Annotated in this window: 18 protein-coding genes; 9 read left to right on the top strand and 9 right to left on the bottom strand. The window is 72.5% G+C overall.

Going from position 1 to position 20,139, the window contains the following annotated elements; translation table 11 throughout:
• Positions 1-42 precede the first annotated feature (42 nt).
• From ACFWVC_RS22925 to ACFWVC_RS22905, 5 genes are all read right to left on the bottom strand, one after another.
• Positions 43-672 (bottom strand): MBL fold metallo-hydrolase, encoded by a 630-nt coding sequence (locus tag ACFWVC_RS22925; protein ID WP_384288968.1) that lies wholly within the window; start codon positions 670-672, stop codon positions 43-45.
• Positions 672-1,757 carry an S-(hydroxymethyl)mycothiol dehydrogenase gene (locus ACFWVC_RS22920; protein WP_384288965.1) on the bottom strand — a complete coding sequence of 362 codons (1,086 nt, stop codon included), beginning with the start codon at positions 1,755-1,757 and terminating at the stop codon, positions 672-674. Before ACFWVC_RS22920 ends, ACFWVC_RS22925 begins: the two co-directional genes overlap by 1 nt.
• A gap of 174 nt (positions 1,758-1,931) precedes the next feature.
• Positions 1,932-4,259 (bottom strand): FtsX-like permease family protein, encoded by a 2,328-nt coding sequence (locus ACFWVC_RS22915; protein ID WP_384288961.1) that lies wholly within the window; start codon positions 4,257-4,259, stop codon positions 1,932-1,934.
• A 5-nt stretch (positions 4,260-4,264) separates the two neighbouring features.
• Complete coding sequence (locus ACFWVC_RS22910; RefSeq protein WP_384288958.1) at positions 4,265-5,041, bottom strand: ABC transporter ATP-binding protein; 777 nt, start codon at positions 5,039-5,041, stop codon at positions 4,265-4,267.
• Complete coding sequence (locus ACFWVC_RS22905; RefSeq protein ID WP_384288956.1) at positions 5,038-5,544, bottom strand: PadR family transcriptional regulator; 507 nt, start codon at positions 5,542-5,544, stop codon at positions 5,038-5,040. The genes ACFWVC_RS22910 and ACFWVC_RS22905 overlap by 4 nt, the downstream gene beginning before the upstream one ends.
• A 170-nt stretch (positions 5,545-5,714) precedes the next feature.
• Between ACFWVC_RS22905 and ACFWVC_RS22900 the strand changes: the two genes are divergently transcribed.
• The 5 genes from ACFWVC_RS22900 (at position 5,715) to ACFWVC_RS22880 (ending at position 12,232) form a co-directional block, all read left to right on the top strand.
• A complete protein-coding gene (locus tag ACFWVC_RS22900; protein ID WP_384288954.1) occupies positions 5,715-6,992 on the top strand; it encodes an ABC transporter substrate-binding protein in 1,278 nt (425 codons plus the stop codon).
• Between the two features lie 224 nt (positions 6,993-7,216).
• Positions 7,217-8,548, top strand: coding sequence for an ABC transporter substrate-binding protein (locus tag ACFWVC_RS22895; RefSeq protein WP_384288951.1), 1,332 nt, complete (start codon positions 7,217-7,219; stop codon positions 8,546-8,548).
• Positions 8,549-8,557: 9 nt separating this feature from the next.
• Positions 8,558-9,907, top strand: coding sequence for a carbohydrate ABC transporter permease (locus tag ACFWVC_RS22890; RefSeq protein WP_384288949.1), 1,350 nt, complete (start codon positions 8,558-8,560; stop codon positions 9,905-9,907).
• On the top strand, positions 9,904-10,830 hold the full coding sequence (locus tag ACFWVC_RS22885; RefSeq protein ID WP_384288947.1) for a carbohydrate ABC transporter permease: 927 nt from the start codon (positions 9,904-9,906) through the stop codon (positions 10,828-10,830). Before ACFWVC_RS22890 ends, ACFWVC_RS22885 begins: the two co-directional genes overlap by 4 nt.
• Before the next feature lie 130 nt (positions 10,831-10,960).
• Complete coding sequence (locus ACFWVC_RS22880; protein ID WP_384288944.1) at positions 10,961-12,232, top strand: alpha-L-fucosidase; 1,272 nt, start codon at positions 10,961-10,963, stop codon at positions 12,230-12,232.
• Between the two features lie 26 nt (positions 12,233-12,258).
• Here ACFWVC_RS22880 and ACFWVC_RS22875 read toward each other — a convergent pair whose 3' ends face one another.
• The 4 genes from ACFWVC_RS22875 to ACFWVC_RS22860 all read right to left on the bottom strand — a co-directional run bounded on the left by ACFWVC_RS22875 (position 12,259) and on the right by ACFWVC_RS22860 (position 15,700).
• The gene (locus ACFWVC_RS22875; RefSeq protein ID WP_384288941.1) at positions 12,259-13,239 is read right to left on the bottom strand and encodes a hydroxyacid dehydrogenase; all 981 of its coding nucleotides are present in this window, start codon (positions 13,237-13,239) and stop codon (positions 12,259-12,261) included.
• A 144-nt stretch (positions 13,240-13,383) separates the two neighbouring features.
• Complete coding sequence (locus ACFWVC_RS22870; RefSeq protein WP_384288939.1) at positions 13,384-13,950, bottom strand: hypothetical protein; 567 nt, start codon at positions 13,948-13,950, stop codon at positions 13,384-13,386.
• A gap of 242 nt (positions 13,951-14,192) precedes the next feature.
• The gene (locus ACFWVC_RS22865; protein WP_384288937.1) at positions 14,193-15,281 is read right to left on the bottom strand and encodes an adenosine deaminase; all 1,089 of its coding nucleotides are present in this window, start codon (positions 15,279-15,281) and stop codon (positions 14,193-14,195) included.
• Entirely contained in the window at positions 15,278-15,700 is a 423-nt protein-coding gene (locus ACFWVC_RS22860) for a VOC family protein (RefSeq protein WP_384288935.1), read from the bottom strand. The genes ACFWVC_RS22865 and ACFWVC_RS22860 overlap by 4 nt, the downstream gene beginning before the upstream one ends.
• A gap of 357 nt (positions 15,701-16,057) precedes the next feature.
• Between ACFWVC_RS22860 and ACFWVC_RS22855 the strand changes: the two genes are divergently transcribed.
• The 4 genes from ACFWVC_RS22855 to ACFWVC_RS22840 all read left to right on the top strand — a co-directional run bounded on the left by ACFWVC_RS22855 (position 16,058) and on the right by ACFWVC_RS22840 (position 20,116).
• Positions 16,058-16,849, top strand: a complete 792-nt coding sequence (locus tag ACFWVC_RS22855) for an SDR family NAD(P)-dependent oxidoreductase (protein WP_384288933.1) — start codon at positions 16,058-16,060, stop codon at positions 16,847-16,849.
• A gap of 182 nt (positions 16,850-17,031) precedes the next feature.
• Positions 17,032-17,976 (top strand): NmrA/HSCARG family protein, encoded by a 945-nt coding sequence (locus tag ACFWVC_RS22850; RefSeq protein WP_384288929.1) that lies wholly within the window; start codon positions 17,032-17,034, stop codon positions 17,974-17,976.
• A gap of 80 nt (positions 17,977-18,056) precedes the next feature.
• A complete protein-coding gene (locus tag ACFWVC_RS22845; protein WP_384288926.1) occupies positions 18,057-19,124 on the top strand; it encodes an MBL fold metallo-hydrolase in 1,068 nt (355 codons plus the stop codon).
• 134 nt (positions 19,125-19,258) lie between these two features.
• Positions 19,259-20,116 carry a helix-turn-helix transcriptional regulator gene (locus ACFWVC_RS22840; protein ID WP_384288923.1) on the top strand — a complete coding sequence of 286 codons (858 nt, stop codon included), beginning with the start codon at positions 19,259-19,261 and terminating at the stop codon, positions 20,114-20,116.
• Positions 20,117-20,139 lie beyond the last annotated feature (23 nt).

Below are 20,139 nucleotides of genomic sequence, written 5' to 3'. Positions count from 1 at the left end.
GGGGAGGACCTGGCGGTCCTCCCCCCGACAGCGTCACGCGGCTCAGTGGCCGCGGGCGATCCACTCCTCGAGATGCGGCGCCTCGGCGCCGATCGTCGTGCTGTCGCCGTGGCCGGTGCGGACGACCGTCTCCGGCGGCAGCGTCAGCAGACGGTCGCGGATCGAGTCGACGATCGTGGGGAAGTCCGAGAAGGACCGCCCCGTGGCACCCGGGCCGCCCTGGAAGAGGGTGTCGCCGGTGAAGACCGTGCCGAGTTCCGGTGCGTACAGGCAGACGGCGCCCGGAGCATGGCCCGGGGTGTGCAGGACCGTGAGGCTCGTGCCGGCCACGGTGAACCGCTGACCGTCCGTCAACTCGCCGTCGGGGGCGCGGTCGGGGTGGGTGTGCTTCCACAACGGCAGGTCGTCGCCGTGCAGCAGGACCGGCGCGCCGGTCAGCGACGCGAGCGCGGGGGCCGCGTCGATGTGGTCGTTGTGGGCGTGGGTGCTGACGATGGCGAGCAGACGCCGCCCGTCGAGCGCGCCGGCGATGGCGTCGGCGTCGTGGGCGGCGTCGATGACGATCGCCTCGCTGTCGTCGCCGACGATCCAGACGTTGTTGTCGACGTCCCAGGTGCCGCCGTCGAGGGAGAAGGTGCCGGAGGTGACGAGGTGGTCCACGCGGGCGGCCATCAGAAGACCACCACCGAACGCAGGACGTCGCCGCCGTGCATGCGCTCGAAGGCCTTCTCCACCTCGTCCAGGGCGATGGTCTCGGTGACGAAGGCTCCCAGGTCGAGCCGGCCCTGCTGGTAAAGGTCGATGAGCATGGGGAAGTCGCGGGAGGGCAGGCAGTCGCCGTACCAGGAGGACTTCAGGGCGCCGCCGCGGCCGAAGACGTCCAGCAGCGGGAGATCCAGCTTCATCTCCGGGGTCGGGACGCCGACCAGGACGACGGTGCCGGCCAGGTCGCGGGCGTAGAAGGCCTGCTTGTAGGTCTCCGGGCGGCCGACCGCCTCGATGACGACATCGGCGCCGAAGCCGCCGGTCAGCTCGCGGACCGCCTCGACGGGGTCGGTCTCCTTGGAGTTGACGGTGTGGGTGGCGCCGAGCCTCTTCGCCGTCTCCAGCTTCCGCGGGTCGATGTCGATCGCGATGATCTTCGAAGCGCCCGCCAGCCGCGAGCCCATCACCGCGGCCCCGCCGACGCCGCCGCAGCCGATGACCGCGACGCTGTCCCCGCGGTCGACATTGCCGGTGTTGAGGGCGGCCCCGATGCCGGCCATGACGCCGCAGCCGAGCAGCCCGGCGACGGCCGGGCTGGCGGCGGGGTCGACCTTGGTGCACTGGCCCGCGTGGACGAGGGTCTTCTCCGCGAAGGCGCCGATACCCAGGGCCGGGGAGAGCTCCGTGCCGTCCAGCAGCGTCATCTTCTGCTTGGCGTTGTGGGTGTTGAAGCAGTACCAGGGGCGGCCGCGCAGACAGGCACGGCACTGGCCGCACACCGCACGCCAGTTGAGGATGACGAAGTCGCCGGGGGCCACGTCGGTCACGCCCTCGCCGACGGACTCCACGACGCCCGCCGCCTCATGGCCGAGGAGGAAGGGGAAGTCGTCGTTGATGCCGCCCTCGCGGTAGTGCAGGTCGGTGTGGCAGACCCCACACGCCTGGATCTTCACCAGCGCCTCGCCCGGCCCCGGGTCGGGCACGACGATCGTCTCCAGGCTGACGGGGGAACCCTTCTCCCGGGCGACGACGGCACGGACCTGGTGAGCCATGGGGCACTCCTCGGCTGGTACGAATCCTGCAGACGGATGTTTCTCATTGCGGCACACAACGCACGTATCGCAACGCAAGCATCGGCGACTCCGGACAGAACGGTCAAGGATCGCACCGCCCGGCCGACCTGGTCCATTCTTACCAGGGACCTTTCCCCGCGAGCGGGGCGCCCGTCAGGCGGTGTGCCGCAGCACGCGTGCGCCGCGGTCGCCCGCCGCGCGGGCGGCCGGGAGGAGCGCTGCCGTCACGGCGACCGTCACGCACACGAAACCGACCAGCAGGAGCACCGCCCACGGCGGCGACTGGGCGATGCCCGCACCGACGCCGCTGGACCGCCCCTGGAGGTCGATCAGCCAGTCCGACGCGTACACCCCGGCCGTGACACCGGCGACCGCGGCCGTCAGCGCGGTCAGCCCGATGCCCGTCACCACGGTCGCCACGGTCTGCTGGGGCGTCAGGCCCACCGCGCGGTAGGCGCGCATGTCGCGGGCGTGGTCGCGGATGCCGGTGCCGACGGCCGTGGAGAGCTCCGCCAGCGCGATCAGCGTCAGCACGGTCACCAGGCCGATGACGACCCCGCGCACCGGGGAGAGTTCGGCTCCGGGCCCGGCGACCTCGCGCACCTCCAGCGCACCGCCCGAGATCTCCGACAGCCGCGTGCGCACGGCCGCCCGGTCCGCGTCCGGCCGCAGCACCAGGCTGTAGTACGCGGGGCGGATCGAACCGTCCTGGGCCCGCAGCACGTCCAGCGGCGCCGAGATCACCCGGCCGCCGTGCCCGGTCTCGATGCTGCGCCCCACGATGTGGAGGATGTGCGGGGTCCCGCCGACCGTCACCCGCACCCACTGCCCGACACCGGCGTGCAGCGCGTCGAGCAGGCCCTGCCCGGCGACGGCCTCGTCGGGCCCGGTGGGGCGGCGGCCCTCGGCGACGGCGAACGGGTACGGATCCGCGACGGTGCCGATACCGCGCAGCGTGACGGACTGCGACTGGCCGGGCGCCAGCGCGGTGAGTTCGGCGCCCGGGTGGACGGCGGTCACCGCCGGCTCCGCGGCCAGCAGCCGGTGGACGGCCGCGTCGGTCAGCCCGTTGGGGCGGGCGGTCAACGCCCCTGCCTGGCCGACCTGTTCTGGGTGCCGCTCGAAGCGGTCCAGGGTGGCCCACGTGCCGAGCGCCACGGTGATCATCAGCACCGGCAGCGCCAGCCGGGCGACCGCGACCGCCGACCGCAGCGGCCGGTGCAGCACCCCGCGGCAGCCCAGGACGAGGGCGGGCGGGGTGCGCAGCCGCAGCGCGGCCCTGGCCGCGCCCGACATCCGCCGCCGGCCCGGAACGGCCCCGCGCGCGGCGGGAATCGGTGGCACCCGGCCGGCGCGCCACGCGGCCAGCACGGTGGCCAGGGCGATGACCAGCACGGTGGCGGCGGCCGTGCCGGGCAGCGCCCAGGTGTGCTGCGGCAGCCCCTGCCACAGCGCGACGGCCTCGCCCATCGGGCCCGGGATGCCCGGTGCCAGGGTCTCCGCGGCGACCGCGCCGAGCAGCACCCCGGCCGTGGCGAGCACGGCGTGCTGCACCAGGAACATCCGCACGACCTGCGCCGGGGTGAAGCCGACGGCTTTCAGCACCGCGATGTCGCGCACGTACGCCAGCACGCGCGTGCCGATGCCGCCGGTCACCGCGATCGCCGCGGCCAGCAGCGCGGCCAGCCCGAACAGCCCGAGCAGCAGCCCGAGAAGGTGGTTGTCGCCTTCGGCGTCGGCGCGCGCCTCGCGCCAGGTGGAGACCGTCAGCACCCGGTCGGAGCCCACGGCGGTGACGGCCCGCTGCACGACGAAGGCCGCGTCCGCGGGGTCCGCGAGCCGCAGCCCGACCGTCTCCCCCGGACGTACGGCCCCCGCCCCCGCCCCCGAGTCGAGAGAGCCGACGAGGGCGGAGGCGGCCCAGCCGACGCCCGGTGTGTCGCCGGGGGCGTAGCGCGGCTCCGCGGTCGCGGCGACGCCCACCACCCGTACGGTGCTGCGCCGTCCGCCCCCGGTGAGGGTGATCTCGTCGCCGGGCTCGGCCCACAGCGCGGTGGCCACCGACTCTTCCAGCACGAGACCGTCGCCGGCGCCGCCGTCGAGCCAGCGGCCGCGGTCCAGCAACGGGCGGCCCACTCGCGGCGGGGTCGCACCCGAGGCGCGCAGGTCGAGGGCGGCCTTCTCGCGGCCGTGCTGGGCGGTGACGGTGAGCGTGCGGAAGGGGCCGGAGACGCCGGTGACACCGTCGAGCCGGGACAGCGCCGCGGTGCCGGCGGCGGTGCCGGTGCCGTCGGTGCGCAGCCACACGTGGGCGCCCTCCGTGGCGGCGAACATCCGCTGCCAGGGATTGGCAGCGTAGACCAGCAGTGCCACGGACAGCAGCAGCGCCACGGTGATCCCCGCGGTGGCCAGGACGATGGACAGGGCCTGCCCGCGGTGGGTGCGCAGATCGGCGAGGGCCCAGCGGACGGTGGCGCGCACGGCGGTCAGCCCTGCAGCTTCACGACGTCGGCGGCGGCGCGGGAGGGACGTGCGCCGGCCGCCGGTCCGTCGAGGACGACGTCGTCGACGATCTCGCCGTCGAAGAGGCTGATCACCCGGTCCGCGGCGCTGGCCACCTTGGCGTCGTGCGTGACCAGCAGGATGGTCTGACCGCGTTCATGGCAGCGGGCGAGCAGCCGCAGGACCTCCCGGCTGCCCTTGCTGTCCAGGCTGCCGGTGGGCTCGTCGGCCAGAAGCAGGGCCGGGCGGTTGACCAGGGCCCGGGCGAGGGCGACGCGCTGCTGCTCGCCGCCGGACAGGTCCGCGGGAGTGCTGTCCTCCTTGCCCTCCAGGCCGAGTTCGGCCAGCAGTTCCTGCCGGGCGGCGCGCACCTGGCGCGGTGAGCGGCCGGCCAGCAGGGCGGGCAGCTCGATGTTGTCGGCGACGGTGAGGGTGGAGACGAGGTTGAAGAACTGGAAGACGATGCCGACGCCGCGCCGCCGCAGCACCGCCCAGCGTGCCTCGCTGAGCTCGTCGACCCGCTGCCCGTCCAGCCATATACGGCCGCGGTCGGGCCGCTCCAGGCCGCCGAGCAGATGCAGCAGGGTGGACTTGCCCGCGCCCGACGGCCCGGTGACGGCGACGAACTCGCCGGGCCGCACCTCCAGGTCGACCCCGCGCACCGCCCTGACCTCGCCGCCGTCCACGCGGTGCGTCTTGATCAGGCCCTCGACCCGGAGCATGTGGGGTGCCCGCGGGAGGGGCGGCTCGGCCCGTCTCATTCCAGCTCCTCCTGGCAGCGCTCCAGCCAGTCGAGGTCGGCCTGCAGATGCAGGGTCGCGCCCTCGATGAGCAGTTGCGCGATGCGGTTGTCCCGGTCCTCCCCCGCGGCGAGCCGTGACATGGCCCGCATCAGGTTGAGGTAGTGGCGGCGCTGCCTGTTGATCAGGGAGACCTGGTCGGCCATTCCCGTGGCCGGGGCGAGGGCGAGCTTCATGAAGAACTCGTCGCGCACCCGCGGCTCGCTGGAGGGCTCCTCGAACCAGGCGGAGACCGCCTCCCGCCCGGCGTCGGTGAGTTCGTAGATCCGCTTGTTGGGGCGGCCGGACTGGGTGACGTCCTCGCCCCGGATCAGTCCCGACTTCTCCAGGCGCGCCAGCGTCACGTAGATCTGGCCGATGTTCGGTTGAGGATAGGCAGCGCCGAAAAGCTTCTCAAGCTCCGTTTTGAGCTCGTAACCATGGGCGGGCCCCTTGGCGAGCAGTGCCATGAGGGGAAGACGCACGCTCGTCCCGCCTCCTCCCCGGCTACCTGCGTGTTAGGGGCCCCAGTCGCCCCGGCCCGTCGTCGGGCAGGCCATATTGCCGCAATGGCTAGTATCGCGCATGTCCAACAGGTATACATGGCCCTTCGGACGACGACGACGTCGTGCCGGGGCGGGACCTGGAGGAACACATGCGCTGGGCGCGGGCCGGGGGCAGAGCTCTGCTCCTCGCTGCCCTGCTGCTCACCGGGTACGGAGGCGCCGGCGCCCGCGCCTCCGACGGACCGCCCGGCGAGGGCGGCCGGGGGCCCGTGACGCTGGCCACCGGACGAGATCTGACCGGGTACCTCCAGCACGTCCTGGACGGCTGGAACCGCGCCCATCCCCTGGAGCGGGCCACGCTGGTGGAACTGCCGGAGGCGGCCGACGAGGTGCGCGCGCAGATGGCGGACAGCCTGCGTTCCGGCAGCGACCGCTTCGACGTCCTCAACATCGACGTGGCGTGGACCTCGGAGTTCGCGGGCGCGGGGTGGATCGCGCCGGTCGACCCGCGCGGGCTCCCGCTGGACCGGCTGCTGCCCTCGGTCGTGGACACCGCGACCTTCCACGGCCGGCTGTACGCGGTGCCGTACGTGACCAACGCCGGGCTGCTGTACTACCGCAAGGACATCCTCGACCGGGAGCACCTGGCCCCGCCGCGTACCTGGGCGGAGCTGGAGGAGCAGGCGAAGACGCTCGCCCCGAAGTACCGGATCGGCGGCTACGCCGGGCAGTTCCTGCCGTACGAGGGGCTCACGGTCAATGTCACCGAGGCCGTGCAGTCGGCCGGCGGCGCCATCCTCGGCGGCGAGGGAAGCCGCGTCACGGTGGACTCGGCGGCGGCGCGGGAGGGGCTGGGCTTCCTCGTCCGGGGGGTGCGCGAGGGCTGGATCCCGCGCGCGGCACTGCGGTTCAAGGAGGAGGAGTCCCGGCGCGCCTTCCAGGACGGCGAGTTGCTGTTCCTGCGCAACTGGCCGTACGTGTACGACCTGGCGTCCGGGCCGGACTCGAAGGTGGCGGGCCGGTTCGGCGCCGTGCCGCTGCCCGGCCCGGACGGTCCGGGCTCCAGTGTGCTCGGCGGTTCCAACCTGGCGGTCAACGCGCACGCGCGGCATCCGCGCACGGCGGCCGATCTGATGGCGTACATGACGGGCGAGTCCGTGCAGCGGCAGGTGCTCACCGAGGGCTCGCTGCCGCCGGTGTGGGCGGACCTGTACCGCGACCCGGTGCTGGTGCGCCGTTATCCGTACCTGCCGGTGCTGGAGCAGAGCGTGCGGGCGGCCAAGCCGCGTCCGAAGAGCGCGCGGTACGAGCAAGTGAGCCTGGCGGTCGCGGCGGTGAGCCGGGACGCGCTGGCGCAGCACGCGACGCCGGAGCAGGCGGTGGCGCGGCTGGACCGCGAGCTGCGGGAGATCGTGCGGGGCGGTTGAACCCCTCCTTCTTTACTAGTTACTTGTTAGGTATTGGCTGAGGCAGCCTGCCTTCGCGCGTCCTGCATCTATCACCACAAATGCCCCCAGTGTGCGTCGACTGTCGGCAGCTCCATTGACATCGTCCCGACACGGCTACTTAACATGCATGTATAACGAGCCAGTTGACGCGGCGTGCCGTGTCCGTTCACGCACCACTCCGCCGAGGAAAGGACACCACCCCGATGAAGCGCACGCTCGTCGCGGCCACCGCCCTGTGCGGCCTGGCCCTCACCACCACCGCCTGCGGCGGCGACACGAAGACGGCCTCCGACTCCGGTGCGAGTTCCGGCAGTCAGGAGCTCAAGGGCCAGACGGTGACGGTCGCCGCCGTGTGGACCGGCACCGAGCAGAAGAACTTCCAGAAGGTCCTGGACGGCTTCACCGCGAAGACCGGGGCGAAGGTGGCCTACGTGTCCACCGGCGACAACTTCGCCACCGTCCTGGGCAGCAAGATCGAGGGCGGCGACTCGCCCGACGTCGCCATGGCGCCGCAGCCCGGCGTGGTCCAGCAGTTCGCGGGCAAGGGCTGGCTCCTGCCGCTGTCCCCGGCCGTGAAGAGCGCCGCGGAGCAGAACTTCGCGAAGGTCTGGCAGAAGTTCGGCACGGTCGACGACACCTACTACGGCCTGTACTTCAAGGCCTCCGACAAGTCGACCGTCTGGTACAGCCCCCAGGCGCTGGACACCGCGGGCGTGCAGCCGCCGAAGACCTTCCAGGAGCTGCTGGACGCCGCCGGCGCGATATCCGACTCGGGCCTGCCCGCCTTCGCCGTGGGCGGCTCGGACGGCTGGACGCTCACCGACTGGTTCGAGAACGTCTACCTCTCGCAGGCCGGCCCGGAGAACTACGACAAGCTGACCGCGCACGAGATCCCCTGGAGCGACCCGACCGTCGTCAAGGCGCTCGGCACCCTGGGCAAGCTGTTCGGCAAGGACGACCTCATCGCGGGCGGCCGCAAGGGCGCCCTGGCCACCAGCTTCCCCGACTCCGTCGCGCAGGTCTTCGGCAAGACCCAGAAGGCCGGCATGGTCTACGAGGGCGACTTCGTCGCCGGTGTCGTCTCCGGCGACCTGGGCCGCACGGTCGGCGAGGACGCCAAGTTCTTCCCGTTCCCCTCCGTGGACGGCGGTCCCGCGCCGGTGGTCGGCGGCGGTGACGCCGCGGTGGCGCTGAAGTCCGGCAAGAACACCAAGGCCGGGATGAAGCTGCTGGAGTACCTGGCGACCCCCGAGGCGGCGGAGATCTGGGCGAAGGCGGGCGGCTTCCTGTCCCCCAACCAGAAGCTCGACCCGGCCTCGTACGCGGACGACACGACGCGCGAGACGGCCAAGTCCCTGGTCGGCGCCGGGGACACGGTGCGCTTCGACATGTCCGACCAGACCCCTCCCGCCTTCGGCGGCACGCCCGGCAAGGGCGAGTGGAAGATCCTCCAGGACTTCCTGGCCGACCCGAAGGACCCCAAGGCCACCGCGGCCAAGCTCGAGGCCGCGGCCGCCAAGGCCTACCAGGGCTGAGGTCCCGTCATGTCCTCCGCGCTCAACCGCAAGGTGCCGTCCGCCCCGGCGGGCGGCACCGCCCCGCCGGCCGTACGGCGCCGTTCGCGCCGGGCCAAGGTCACCGCGGTCGCCTTCGCGCTGCCGGCGCTGGCACTGCTCGGCGCCCTGGTCGGCTACCCCATCCTCTTCTCGGTCGGCCGCAGCCTCTTCGACGCGAGCGGCGACCGTTTCGTGGGGCTGGACAACTACCAGGAGATCTTCGCCGATCCGGCCACGCTGAAGGCCGTCCGGAACACCGCGATCTGGGTCGTGGTCGCGCCGGCGCTGCTCACCGGCGTGGGCCTGATCCTGGCCGTGCTCACCGAGAGGATCCGCTGGGCCACCGCGTTCAAACTGCTGATCTTCATGCCGATGGCAGTCTCCTTCCTGGCCGCGGGAATCACCTTCCGCCTGGTGTACGACCAGGACCCGCAGCGCGGCGTCCTGAACGCGGCGGCGGTCGCGATCCACGACTCCTTCAGCGACGCCTCGGCCTACCCCGGCGCCCGGCCGCGCGGGAACGACGTGCTCACGGCGTCCGACGGCGGCTTCAGGACCGTGAAGCCCGCGGAACCCGGCGAGAGCCTCGTCCTCGGCCTGGTCGGCCTCCCGCCCGCGTCGCTTCCCACGACGGCCCACGCCGCCGCACCCGCCGCGGCGAGCGACGACGCCATCAGCGGCGTGGTCTACCTGGACTTCGTCCCGGGCGGCGGTGGCAAACCGGGTGAGGTCGACCCGCAGGAGAAGGGCCTGCCGCACATGGCGGTGGAGCTGGTGAAGCCCGGCGGGGTCGTCGCCACGACCACCACCGCCGACGACGGCTCCTTCCGCTTCACCGACGCCGCCGGAGGCGGGGAGGTCCGGCTCCCGGCGAAGAACTTCGCGCCCCCGTACACGGGCGTCTCGTGGCTCGGCCCGACGCTGATCACCCCGGCGATCATCGGCGCCTACCTGTGGATCTGGACCGGTTTCGCAATGGTGCTCATCGGCGCCGGACTGTCCTCGCTGCCGCGCGAGACCCTGGAGGCGGCCCGGATGGACGGGGCGGGCGAGTGGCAGATCTTCCGCCGCATCACGGTGCCCCTGCTCGCCCCCGTGCTCGGTGTGGTCTTCGTGACGCTCGTGATCAACGTGATGAAGGTCTTCGACCTCGTGTACATCATCGCCCCGGGCCCGGTGCAGGAGGACGCCAACGTGCTGGCCCTCCAGATGTGGCTGGTCTCCTTCGGCGGCGGCAACAACCAGGGCCTGGGCAGCGCGATCGGCGTCGTCCTGCTGCTGCTCGTGCTCCCCGCGATGGCCCTCAACATCCGACGCTTCCGCAGGAGTTCGCGATGACCGTGCAGAGCGCCGCGCCGCGGCCCGCCCCGCCCAGCACATCCGCCACGCGCTCCGGCGGCGGCTCCGGCCGGCCCTCGGCAGCCCGCCGGATCGCCGGCTTGCTGCGCGGCGGGCTGGTCCAGGCGCTGCTGACCGTCATCGCGCTGGTCTGGCTCACGCCGACCGCCGGGCTGTTCGTCTCCTCGCTGCGCGACTCCGACGACACCTCCACGTCCGGCTGGTGGACCGGGCTGCTGCACCCCGGATCGCTCGGCTTCGGCAACTACTCGGCCATCCTGGCCGACAGCAGCATCACCCAGGCCTTCTGGAACACCGTGCTGATCTCGGTCCCCGCGACCGCGACCGTCGTGGTGCTCGCCGCGCTGGCCGGATACGCCTTCGCCTGGCTGGAGTTCCCGGGCCGGGACTGGGTGTTCCTGGTCGTCGTCGCCATGCTGGTGGTGCCGGTGCAGATCGGCCTGCTGCCGGTCGCCCGGCTCTTCGGGGCGGTCGGCCTGTTCGGGACGACCGCGGGCGTGGTGCTCTTCCACGTCGCGTACGGGCTGCCGTTCGCGATCTTCCTGCTGCGCAACTACTTCGCCGAGATCCCGCGCGAGATGCTGGAGGCGGCGCGGATGGACGGCGGCAGCGAGTGGACGATCTTCCGCAAGCTCGTCCTGCCGGTGGGACGTCCGGCGATCGCGAGCCTGGCCATCTTCCAGTTCCTGTGGGTCTGGAACGACATGCTCGTCGCGCTGATCTTCGCGGACCCCGGGTCGCAGCCGCTCACCGTCGCCCTCCAGTCGCAGATGCGGCAGTTCGGCTCCAACATCGACGTGCTGGCGCCGGGCGCCTTCCTGTCGCTGATCGTGCCGCTGGCGGTCTTCTTCGCCTTCCAACGGCACTTCGTGGAGGGGGTCATGGCCGGTTCGGTGAAGTGACGCGCGGCGAACCGGCCGGGCGGAGACATCGGAGGACTTGCTTGCCAGGTGGTCCATACCACTTTAGAGTCGGCCCGGCAGGCCGGAACCCTCCGACGTCTCCGCCCCGACCGGCAAGGACCCCGCCCCCATGCCCATGCAGCCCTGGTTCCCCGACGCCAAGCTCGGCATCTTCGTCCACTACGGGATCTACGCGGTCGACGGCGTCCCCGAGTCGTGGTCCTTCTACGACGGCCGGGTCAGCCACGAGCGGTACATGCGCCAGCTCGACGGCTTCACCGCCGCGCGCTACGACCCGGGTTCCTGGGCCCGGCTGTTCGCCCGCGCGGGCGCCCGGTACGCCGTCCTCACCGCCCGCCACCACGACGGCGTCGCGCTGTGGGACACGGCCGAGGGCGACCTGTCGGTGGCACGCCGCACCCCGGCCGGGCGCGACCTGATCGACCCGTACGCGCGGGCGCTGCGCGAGGAGGGCCTGAAGGTCGGCCTGTACTACTCGCACTCGGACTGGAACCACCCCGACTACGCCAGCGTGACGCACCCCGACCCGCCCATGCCGGACGTGTCCACCAGCCGCTGGGTCGTCCCCGCGGACGGCCGGCAGGACCTGGCCGCCTGGCGGCGCTACCTCGCCTACCGGGATGCCCAAGTGGCCGAACTCGTCCACCGGTTCCGGCCCGACCTGCTGTGGTTCGACGGCGAGTGGGAGCGCAGCGAGGAGCAGTGGGGCCTGGACGCGCTCGCCGCCGTGATCCTGGCCGGGAACCCGGACACCGTGCTCAACGCCCGGATGATGAGCCACGGCGACTACGCCACCCCCGAGCAGGGCATCCCGGTCGAGCCCCCGTCCGGGCCCTGGGAGCTGTGCCTGACCGTGAACGACTCCTGGGGGTTCCAGCACGGCGACCACCACCACAAGTCGGTGTCCCGGCTGGTCCGTTACTTCACCGAGACCATCGGCGCGGGCGGCAACCTGCTGCTGGACGTCGGCCCCCGTGAGGACGGCACGATCACCCCCGAGCAGACCGAGCGCCTGGAGGGCCTCGGCACCTGGATCCGCGCGCACGCCGACGCCGTCCACGGCACGGTCGCCGGACTGCCCCCCGGCCACCACTACGGCCCCAGCACCCTGTCCGCGGACCGCCGCACCCTCTACCTGGTCTGCTTCGACGCCCCGCGCGAGGCCGTGTCGGTACGGGGCCTGCGCAACCGCGTGCGCCGGGTGTCGGTGGTCGGAACCGGCACCGAGCTGGGCCACGACGTCACCGGCGGACTGCACGAGGTGCCCGGCGTCACCTGGATCGACGCCCCGCCCGCCACCGACGTGGACCCCCACGCGACCGTGCTCGCGGTCGAACTCGACGGCGAACTCGACCTCTACCGCGGCACCGGCCGGTCCTGACCCGCGGTCCTCCAAAGCTCCGCGGGTCAGGCGGAGCGTTCGAGGTCCTCGGCCCGCACGGCGTGCTCCAGGGGTACGCCGCGGGCGTACCGCCGGATCTCGTCGATCGCCGTGTCGGCCAGCCGGGCCAGCTCGGTGCCGAGCGACCCGGCGACGTGCGGGGTGAGCAGCACGTTGGGCAGGTCCCACAGCGGGGAGTCCGCGGGCAGCGGCTCGGGGTCGGTCACGTCGAGAACCGCGTGGAGGCGCCCGGTGACCAGCTCGGCGGTGAGCGCGGCGGTGTCGACGAGCGAACCGCGCGCGGTGTTGACCAGGGTGGCCCCGTCACGCAGCAACGCGAGCCGCGCGGCGTCGAACAGGTGCCGGGTCTCCGGCAGTTCGGGGGCGTGGATGCTCACCACGTCACTGGCCCGGCACAGTTGGTCGAGTCCGACGGACTCCACGCCCAGCGCCGCCGCCCCGGCCGGGTCGAGGTACGGGTCGTGGACCAGCAGCCGCAGATCGTACGGGCGGAGCAGTTCGAGCACCCGCCGGCCGATTCGTGAGGCGCCGACGACGCCCACCGTGCGGCGGTAGTTGCCCGCCCCGGCGAGCGCGTCGAACGCCCCGATGTCGCCCCGGGTCTCGCGGTAGGCGCGGGCCGCGTCCAGGACGCGCTTGTTGGAGAGAAGCACCGCGGCCACCGTGTACTCGGCGACCGGCAGCGCGTTGGCCGCGGCCGCGGTGGAGACGAGCACGCCCCGCGACCACACGGCCCCGGTGACGTGGTGCCTGACGGTGCCGGCCGCGTGCGCGACCAGCCGCAGCCGCGGCATCCGGGCGAGTGCGCCCTCGTCCAGCGGCGGGCAGCCCCAGCCGGTGAGCAGCACTTCGGCCGCGGCGAGCGCCTCCTGCGCCACCGGCGCGGCGAAGTCCTCGACGAGCAGGCCCGGTTCGAAGCGCGCGACGCGCGCGAGGCCTTCCATGGCGCGGGCGTCGAACACGGCGTCCCGGGTCCGCGCGCTCATCGCCAGAACGGTACGGGGGGCAGGCTGCACGAGGAGGACCGTCCTGTGGCCGGAGCGGGCGGGCAAGGCGAGCGACCGCCATCATTCGCAGGGCGCCGGACGAAGTCAAGGACGGACCGCACCCTGCGAGGAGGGCGGGCCGGGTCAGCGGGCGGGCTCGCCCTCGCCCTTGTGGACTTGCTCGTGCACGTACTGCGGGTACCAGTTGGTGAAGCGCACCGCGAGCACCAGCAGCGCGATCGGGATCACCCAGTTGAGCCAGTCCGTCCCCGCGGTGACGTGCACGGCGACCAGCCCCAGGACCGCGGTGACCAGGAAGACCCCGCCCCACACGAGCGTCAGCACCCGGTTGGTGCGATGGAAGGCGGGCGTCTCCCAGATCTCCGGGGGCGTGGACTCGCGGGCGTACTGCTCGGTGAAGGGCACGAAGGCGAGCGACCCCAGGGCGACGGCCGCGATGACCGCGTTGGCGAGCACCTGGGCGTAGGTCTCCAGCCACAGCAGGTCCTGCCGGTCGAGGGACAGCCCCAGCAGCGTGATGACGGTGAAGAAGACGATCCCGGTGACGTCCAGCAGCTTCACACTGCCGTGCGCGACGTCCGGCACGCTCAGCACGACGGACGCGATCAGGCCCACGAGGGCGGCGAGCTTCCAGGTGCTGGGCCCGGCGACGATGTCGAAGGCGATCCACGGCACGAATGCGAAGAACACCCCGGCGCGCCCGCCCGCGGACCGCCGCGCGGCGCGCTTGCCCGCGCCCCGCGCGGATGCGGATGCGGATGCGGATGCGGATGCGGATGCGGATGCGGATGCCTCAGCGTCGTCCCCGTCCATGGCGCCTCCCGCCTGCCCGTACCGGCCCCTCCATGCTGCGGCACACCCTCCGTGCCCGCATGTCAGGACCGATGCCGCGTCAGGGCGCCGCGCCGCCCGGCCAGTCGGGGCGGGCCCGGTCAGCGGCCGCCGGCGAGCGCGGCCTCGTAGCCCGGCAGGACGACGTCGCGGATGAGCGCGTTGCGCTCGTCGAAGGGGATGAACGCGCTCTTGAGGGCGTCCACGGTCGCTGTCCGCAGGTCCGGCACGGTCCAGCCGGCCTCCGTGACCAGGCGTTCCATCTCGCGCGTCATCGTCGTGCCGGACACCAGGCGGTTGTCGGTGTTGACGGTGACCCGGAAGCCCAGGTCGCGCAGGAGGGTGATGGGGTGGTCGGCCACGGAGACCGCCGCGCCGGTCTGCAGGTTGGAGGTCGGGCAGACCTCCAGGGCGATGCGGCGGTCGCGTATCCAGTGGGCGAGGCGGCCCGGCTTGCCGTCCACGATGTCGTCGGCCAGCCGGACGCCGTGGCCGATCCGCAGCGCCCCGCAGACCTGCACGGCCTGGTGGATGCTGGGCAGGCCGTGGGCCTCGCCGGCGTGGATGGTGAACGGCATGTTCTCCTCGCGCAGGTACGCGAAGGCGGCCAGGTGGTCGGCGGGCGGGAAGCCGTCCTCGGCTCCCGCGATGTCAAAGCCGACCACGCCCGCGTCCCGGTAGGCGACGGCCAGGCCCGCGATCTCGCGGCTGCGGTCGGTCATCCGCATCGCGCACAGCAGTGTGCCCACCCGGACCGGGGTGCCCGCCGCGGCGGCCCTGGCCATGCCCGCGGCCAGGCCCTCCTGGACGGTCTCCACGACCTCGGCGAGCGCCAGCCCGCTGTGGACGAGCAGTTCGGGGGCGTAGCGGACCTCGCCGTAGACGACGCCGTCGGCGGCCAGGTCGAGCACGTACTCCTCGGCGACGCGCAGCAGGCCCTCGCGGGTGCCCATCACGGCGATGGTGTGCTCGAACGTGGCGATGTAGCGGACCAGGTCGCCGGAGTTCGCGGCGTCGTAGTACCAGGCCGCCAGCGCGGCGGGGTCGGTGGCGGGCAGCGTGTGCCCGATCCGCCCCGCCAGCTCCACGAGCGTCGCCGGGCGCAGGCCGCCGTCGAGGTGGTCGTGCAGCACGGCCTTGGGCAGCCGGCGGATGAGATCGGTGGCGGTGTCGGGGGCGGCCGTGGTCACGCGGTGGGCTCCTGGTCGGCGGTCGTGGGGGCGGCGGGCTGGAGGAGGTCCCAGCGGTTCCCCCAGGGGTCCTGGAAGACGACGACCGAGCCGTACGCCTCGTGGCGGGGCTCCTCCAGGAAGGTCACCCCGGCGGCGCGCATCCGGGCGTAGTCGCCGGCGAAGTCCTCGGTGTGCAGGAAGAAGCCGACCCGCCCCCCGGTCTGGTCGCCGACGCGGGCGAGCTCCGCCTCGTTCTTCGCCCGCGCGAGCAGCAGCCCGCTCCCCTCCCCCGCGCCGCGCGGGCGCACGACGACCCACCGGCCGCCGCGGGGACGCGGCTCGTCCTCGGCGAGTTCGAAGGCGAGCGGGCCGGTGTAGAAGGCGATGGCCTCGTCTTGGTCGGGGACGACGAGGGTGACCAGGGCTATGCGGGACATACGCCAACGTTATACGTAACACCTCCGGACGGGCAAGGCGCGCCCCGCGCGACGACGGCTGCCGGGTACAGATTGGGCCTGGCAGTGCCGCCGCCCATCCAGCAGGTTCGCATCACGTGCCTGTGTGAACGCGATCGCACGGGCGGTCCCGGAGCGCCCCCGGCGGGATCCCGGTCCTGGCGGATTCCGGCGCGCCACCCGGATCCCGCTTCATTCCCCTTGACAAGGAGGCGAATTCAGGCGGGCGTTTCCGGTCCGGCCGACGGTCCGCGACGGCCCGAAATCCTTCCCGGCATGACACCTCGCTCCGGCGGGGCTCATCCCCCGTATCCCTCCCCTTCGCAGACAGGCCTTTGCATGGACTACAAAGGGCGCACCGCCCTCATCACCGGAGCCTCATCGGGAATCGGAGCCGCGTTCGCGCGGGAACTCGCGGCGCGCGGATGCCAGGTCGTCCTGGTGGCACGCCGTGAGCAGCGCCTCGCGGAACTCGCCGCGGAGCTGGAGAGCCGTCACGGCCGCCCGGCGCACGTCGTCGTCGCCGATCTGAGCCTGCCCACGGCTCCGGCCGCCGTTCAGGCCGCCACCGAGAAACTCGGCCTGCACATCGACGTTCTCGTCAACAACGCGGGATTCGCCACCTACGGCCCGTTCGACACGATCGACCCCGACCGCGACCACTCCATGGTGATGGTGAACGCCGCCGCGGTCGTCGATCTCACCCACCGATTCCTCCCCGGAATGCTCGCGAAAGACGGCGGTGCCGTCATCAACGTCTCGTCTCTCGCCGCGTTTCAGGCGGTGCCTTTCCAGGCGGTCTATGCCGCCTCGAAGGCGTTCGTGCAGGCATTCAGCGAATCGCTGTGGGCCGAGTACCGCACCCGCGGCATCCGCGTGGTGGCCTGCTGCCCGTCCGCCACCGACACCGAGTACTTCCAGGTCCTCGGGAACGACGACGAAGCACGCGTGGGGCCCAAACGACCGCCGGAAGGCGTCGTCCGCGACAGCCTGCGGGCCCTGGACAAGAACCGTCCGCACGTGGTCGTCGGATATCCGTGGAAGCTCGTCGCCATGGTTCCCCGAGCCATGCCCCGGGCGGCCATGGCGCGATTCGGCGAGAAGCTCATGCGGCCGAGACACCGCCCCTGAGCGCGGCGCCGCCAGGACGTCGCACCGCCTCGGTGACACGGGGCACCGCCGTTTGATTCCGCGCCCACCGGCGCCGAACGTCGCCCAATCCGTGCCTGGTTGCTCCCGCGACGCTCTCGCACCATCGAGTGGTGACAGGGCAACGGGCCTTGTCGCACGGACAGCATGTGGAGTGATCGAAAGTGTCTGAGAAGAAGATCATCGCGGTGGTCGGCGCCACGGGCGCGCAGGGCGGCGGACTGGCGAACGCCATCCTGACCGACCCGGAAGGCCGGTTCGCGCTCCGCGCGATCACCCGTAGCGCGGATTCGGACAAGGCCCGTGCGCTGGCCGACCGCGGCGCCGAGGTGGTCGTGGCCGACCTCGGCGACGAGGACGGCCTGCGCAAGGCGTTCGCCGGCGCGCACGGCGCGTACGTGGTCACGAACTACTGGGAGGGCATGTCCGCCACGACGGAGCTGGCCCAGGCCCACAACGCGGCGCGGGCCGCGAAGGAGGCCGGAGTGCGGCACGTCGTGTGGTCGACGCTGGAGGACACCCGCCTCCAGCTCCCGGTCACCGACGCGCGGGTGCCGGTGCTCGAGGAGTCGTACACCGTGCCGCACTTCGACGCCAAGGCCGAGGCGGACCGCTTCTTCACCGAGCTCGGCGTCCCGACGACGTTCCTGCGAACGACCTTCTACTGGGAGGCGTTCCTGCAGGGCTTCGCCCCCAGCCGCGACGAGGCCGGCAGCCTGGTGCTGACCCTGCCGATGGGCGACAGCCCGCTGGCCGGGATCGCCGCCGAGGACATCGGCAGGGTCGCCCTGGCGATCTTCGCCCGCGGCGAGGAGTTCATCGGCGCGACGGTCTCCATCGCCGGTGAGCACCTGACCGGCGAGCAGCTGGCCTCGGCGTTCGCCGAGCTGTACGGCGAGCCGGTGGTCTACCGCCCGCTCACCCACGACCAGTTCCGCGCGCTGGGGATTCCCGCCGCCGCGGAGATCGGCAACATGTTCCAGTACTACGCCGAGGCCGCCGACGCGTTCACCGGCGCCCGCGACCTCGACCGCGTCCGGGACCTGCACCCCGGTCTGCAGACCTTCCGCGACTGGCTGAGCGCCCACAAGGACGCCCTCGCCGTCTGAGACCACCGGGAGCGACGGCAGCGGTGCCATCGCACCGCTGGCCCCTCCCCCTCCACCCCGCACCTTCAACGGAGACAACCATGCCCACATCCGACCGGTCCACGAGCCGGCGGTCGTTCCTCGCCCACACCGCCGCCGTCGCGGCCGTGCCGTCGATGGCGACGCTCGCCGCAGGCACCCTCGCCGCCGAGCCCGCGGCCGCCGACCCCGCGCTGCCCGACTACGCGCCCGTCCCCGCAGGCTCCCTCGGCCCCGCCCTCAACGAGCAGGGCTACTACGTCGGGCAGGTGGAGCGGAACCTGTACTGGGTCACCGACGGCACGTACCAGGCGGCGTTCCTCACCACCCGCGACGGCGTCGTGCTCTTCGACGCCCCCCCGACCATCGGTCACAACCTCCAGCGGGCCATCGACCAGGTCACCGCCGAGAACGGCCTGTCCCACAAGGTGACGCACCTGGTGTACTCGCACCACCACGCCGACCACCTGGGCGCCTCCTCGCTCTTCGGCCGCAAGGTCACGCGCATCGGCCACGTCGAGACCAAGCGGCTGCTGCTGCGCGACAACGACCCGACCCGGCCGGCGCCCGACATCACCTTCGAGAACCACCACACGCTCCGTGTCGGCGGGGAGCACGTCCGGCTGGCCTGGCACGGCACCAACCACAGCCCGGACAACATCTACATCCACCTGCCCGACCACGACACGCTGATGCTCGTCGACGTCGCGCTGCCCGGCTGGGTGCCCATCTACAACCTCAACCTCACCGCGGACGTGCCCGGCTTCATGGCCGCCCCGGCCACCGCGCTGACCTACCCGTGGAAGCACTACATCGCCGGGCACCTGGGCCGGCTCGGCACCCGCGACGACGTCGTGCTGCACCAGCGGTACGTCGACGACATCGCCGCGAACGTCCGCACCTCCCTCGCCACCGTCGACCCCACGCCGTACTTCGTGAAGTACGGGGCGAACACCTGGGCCGCGGTCAAGACCTACCTCGACGCCGTGACCGAACGCGCCGCCGCACCGGTCATCGCCAAGTACACCGGCGTGCTGGCCGCCGCGGACGTGTTCACGGCCAGCAGCACCCTCGTCATCCTGGAATCGATCCGCCTCGACCTCGGCCAGGGCTCGCAGATCCATCCGTGACCCGAAGGCCAGGCCAGTACGCCCAGTGCCGCCGGTACGCCGGCGGCACGGGACGTACCGCGGGACCGGCGGGCGGACGGTCCACGCCCAATCCGTACCTGGCTGCGCGCGCGGCGACGACGATACTGGTCTGCATGGACCGCAATGACCTGGCCGAATACCTGCGAACCATGCGGGAGCGGCTGCAGCCCCAGGACGTCGGCCTGCCGGCCGGTACTTCGCGGCGCACCCCCGGGCTGCGCCGCGAGGAGGTCGCCCGGCTCGCGCACATCTCCGTCGAGTACTACGCGCGTCTCGAGCAGGCACGCGGATCGAGCCCCTCCAGGCGGGTCCTGAGCGAACTGTCCCGTGCGCTGCGCCTCGGCACGGACGAACGCACCCATCTCTTCGAACTCGCCGGCGTCGCACCGGAGTCACCGACCGGGCCGCGTTCCGACGTGCCGGACACGGTGCTGAACCTGCTGGAGCACATGACCGACATAGCAGCATTCGTCGTCAACGCCCGCTATGACGTCATAGCCTGGAACCCGCTCGCCACCGCGCTGTTCGAGGACTTCTCCGCCGCACCCCCGGCCCGGCGCAACCTCATCACCCGCCACTTCCTCCACCCCGATCCGGCCGCCCGGCACTACGGCATGACCGGCGCCGAGGAGTTCGGCCGGCTGGCGGTCGGCCACCTGCGCGCCGCCGCCGGGCGCTACCCCACCGATCCGCAGATCCGCACCATGGTCGGCACCCTGCGCAAGCAGAGCGCCGAGTTCGCCGAGCTGTGGGACGGCCACCACGTCGAAAACGGCTCCCACCACAGCAAGACCATGCAGCACCCCCTGGTGGGCACGCTGCAGCTCAGCTGCGACACCCTCGCGGTACCCCTGCGCGACCAACTGCTCGTCTGCTTCACCGCCGAACGCGGCAGCCCCTCCCACGAAGCGCTCCGGCTGCTCTCCGTGGTCGGCACCCAGGACATGACCCCGACGATCGGCAACGGCTGACACCGCGCCGCGGACACCAGGTG

This window comes from Streptomyces sp. NPDC058691 (assembly GCF_042714775.1).
Classification (GTDB): Bacteria; Actinomycetota; Actinomycetes; order Streptomycetales; family Streptomycetaceae; genus Actinacidiphila.
This window is presented reverse-complemented; position numbering and strand designations above follow the sequence as displayed.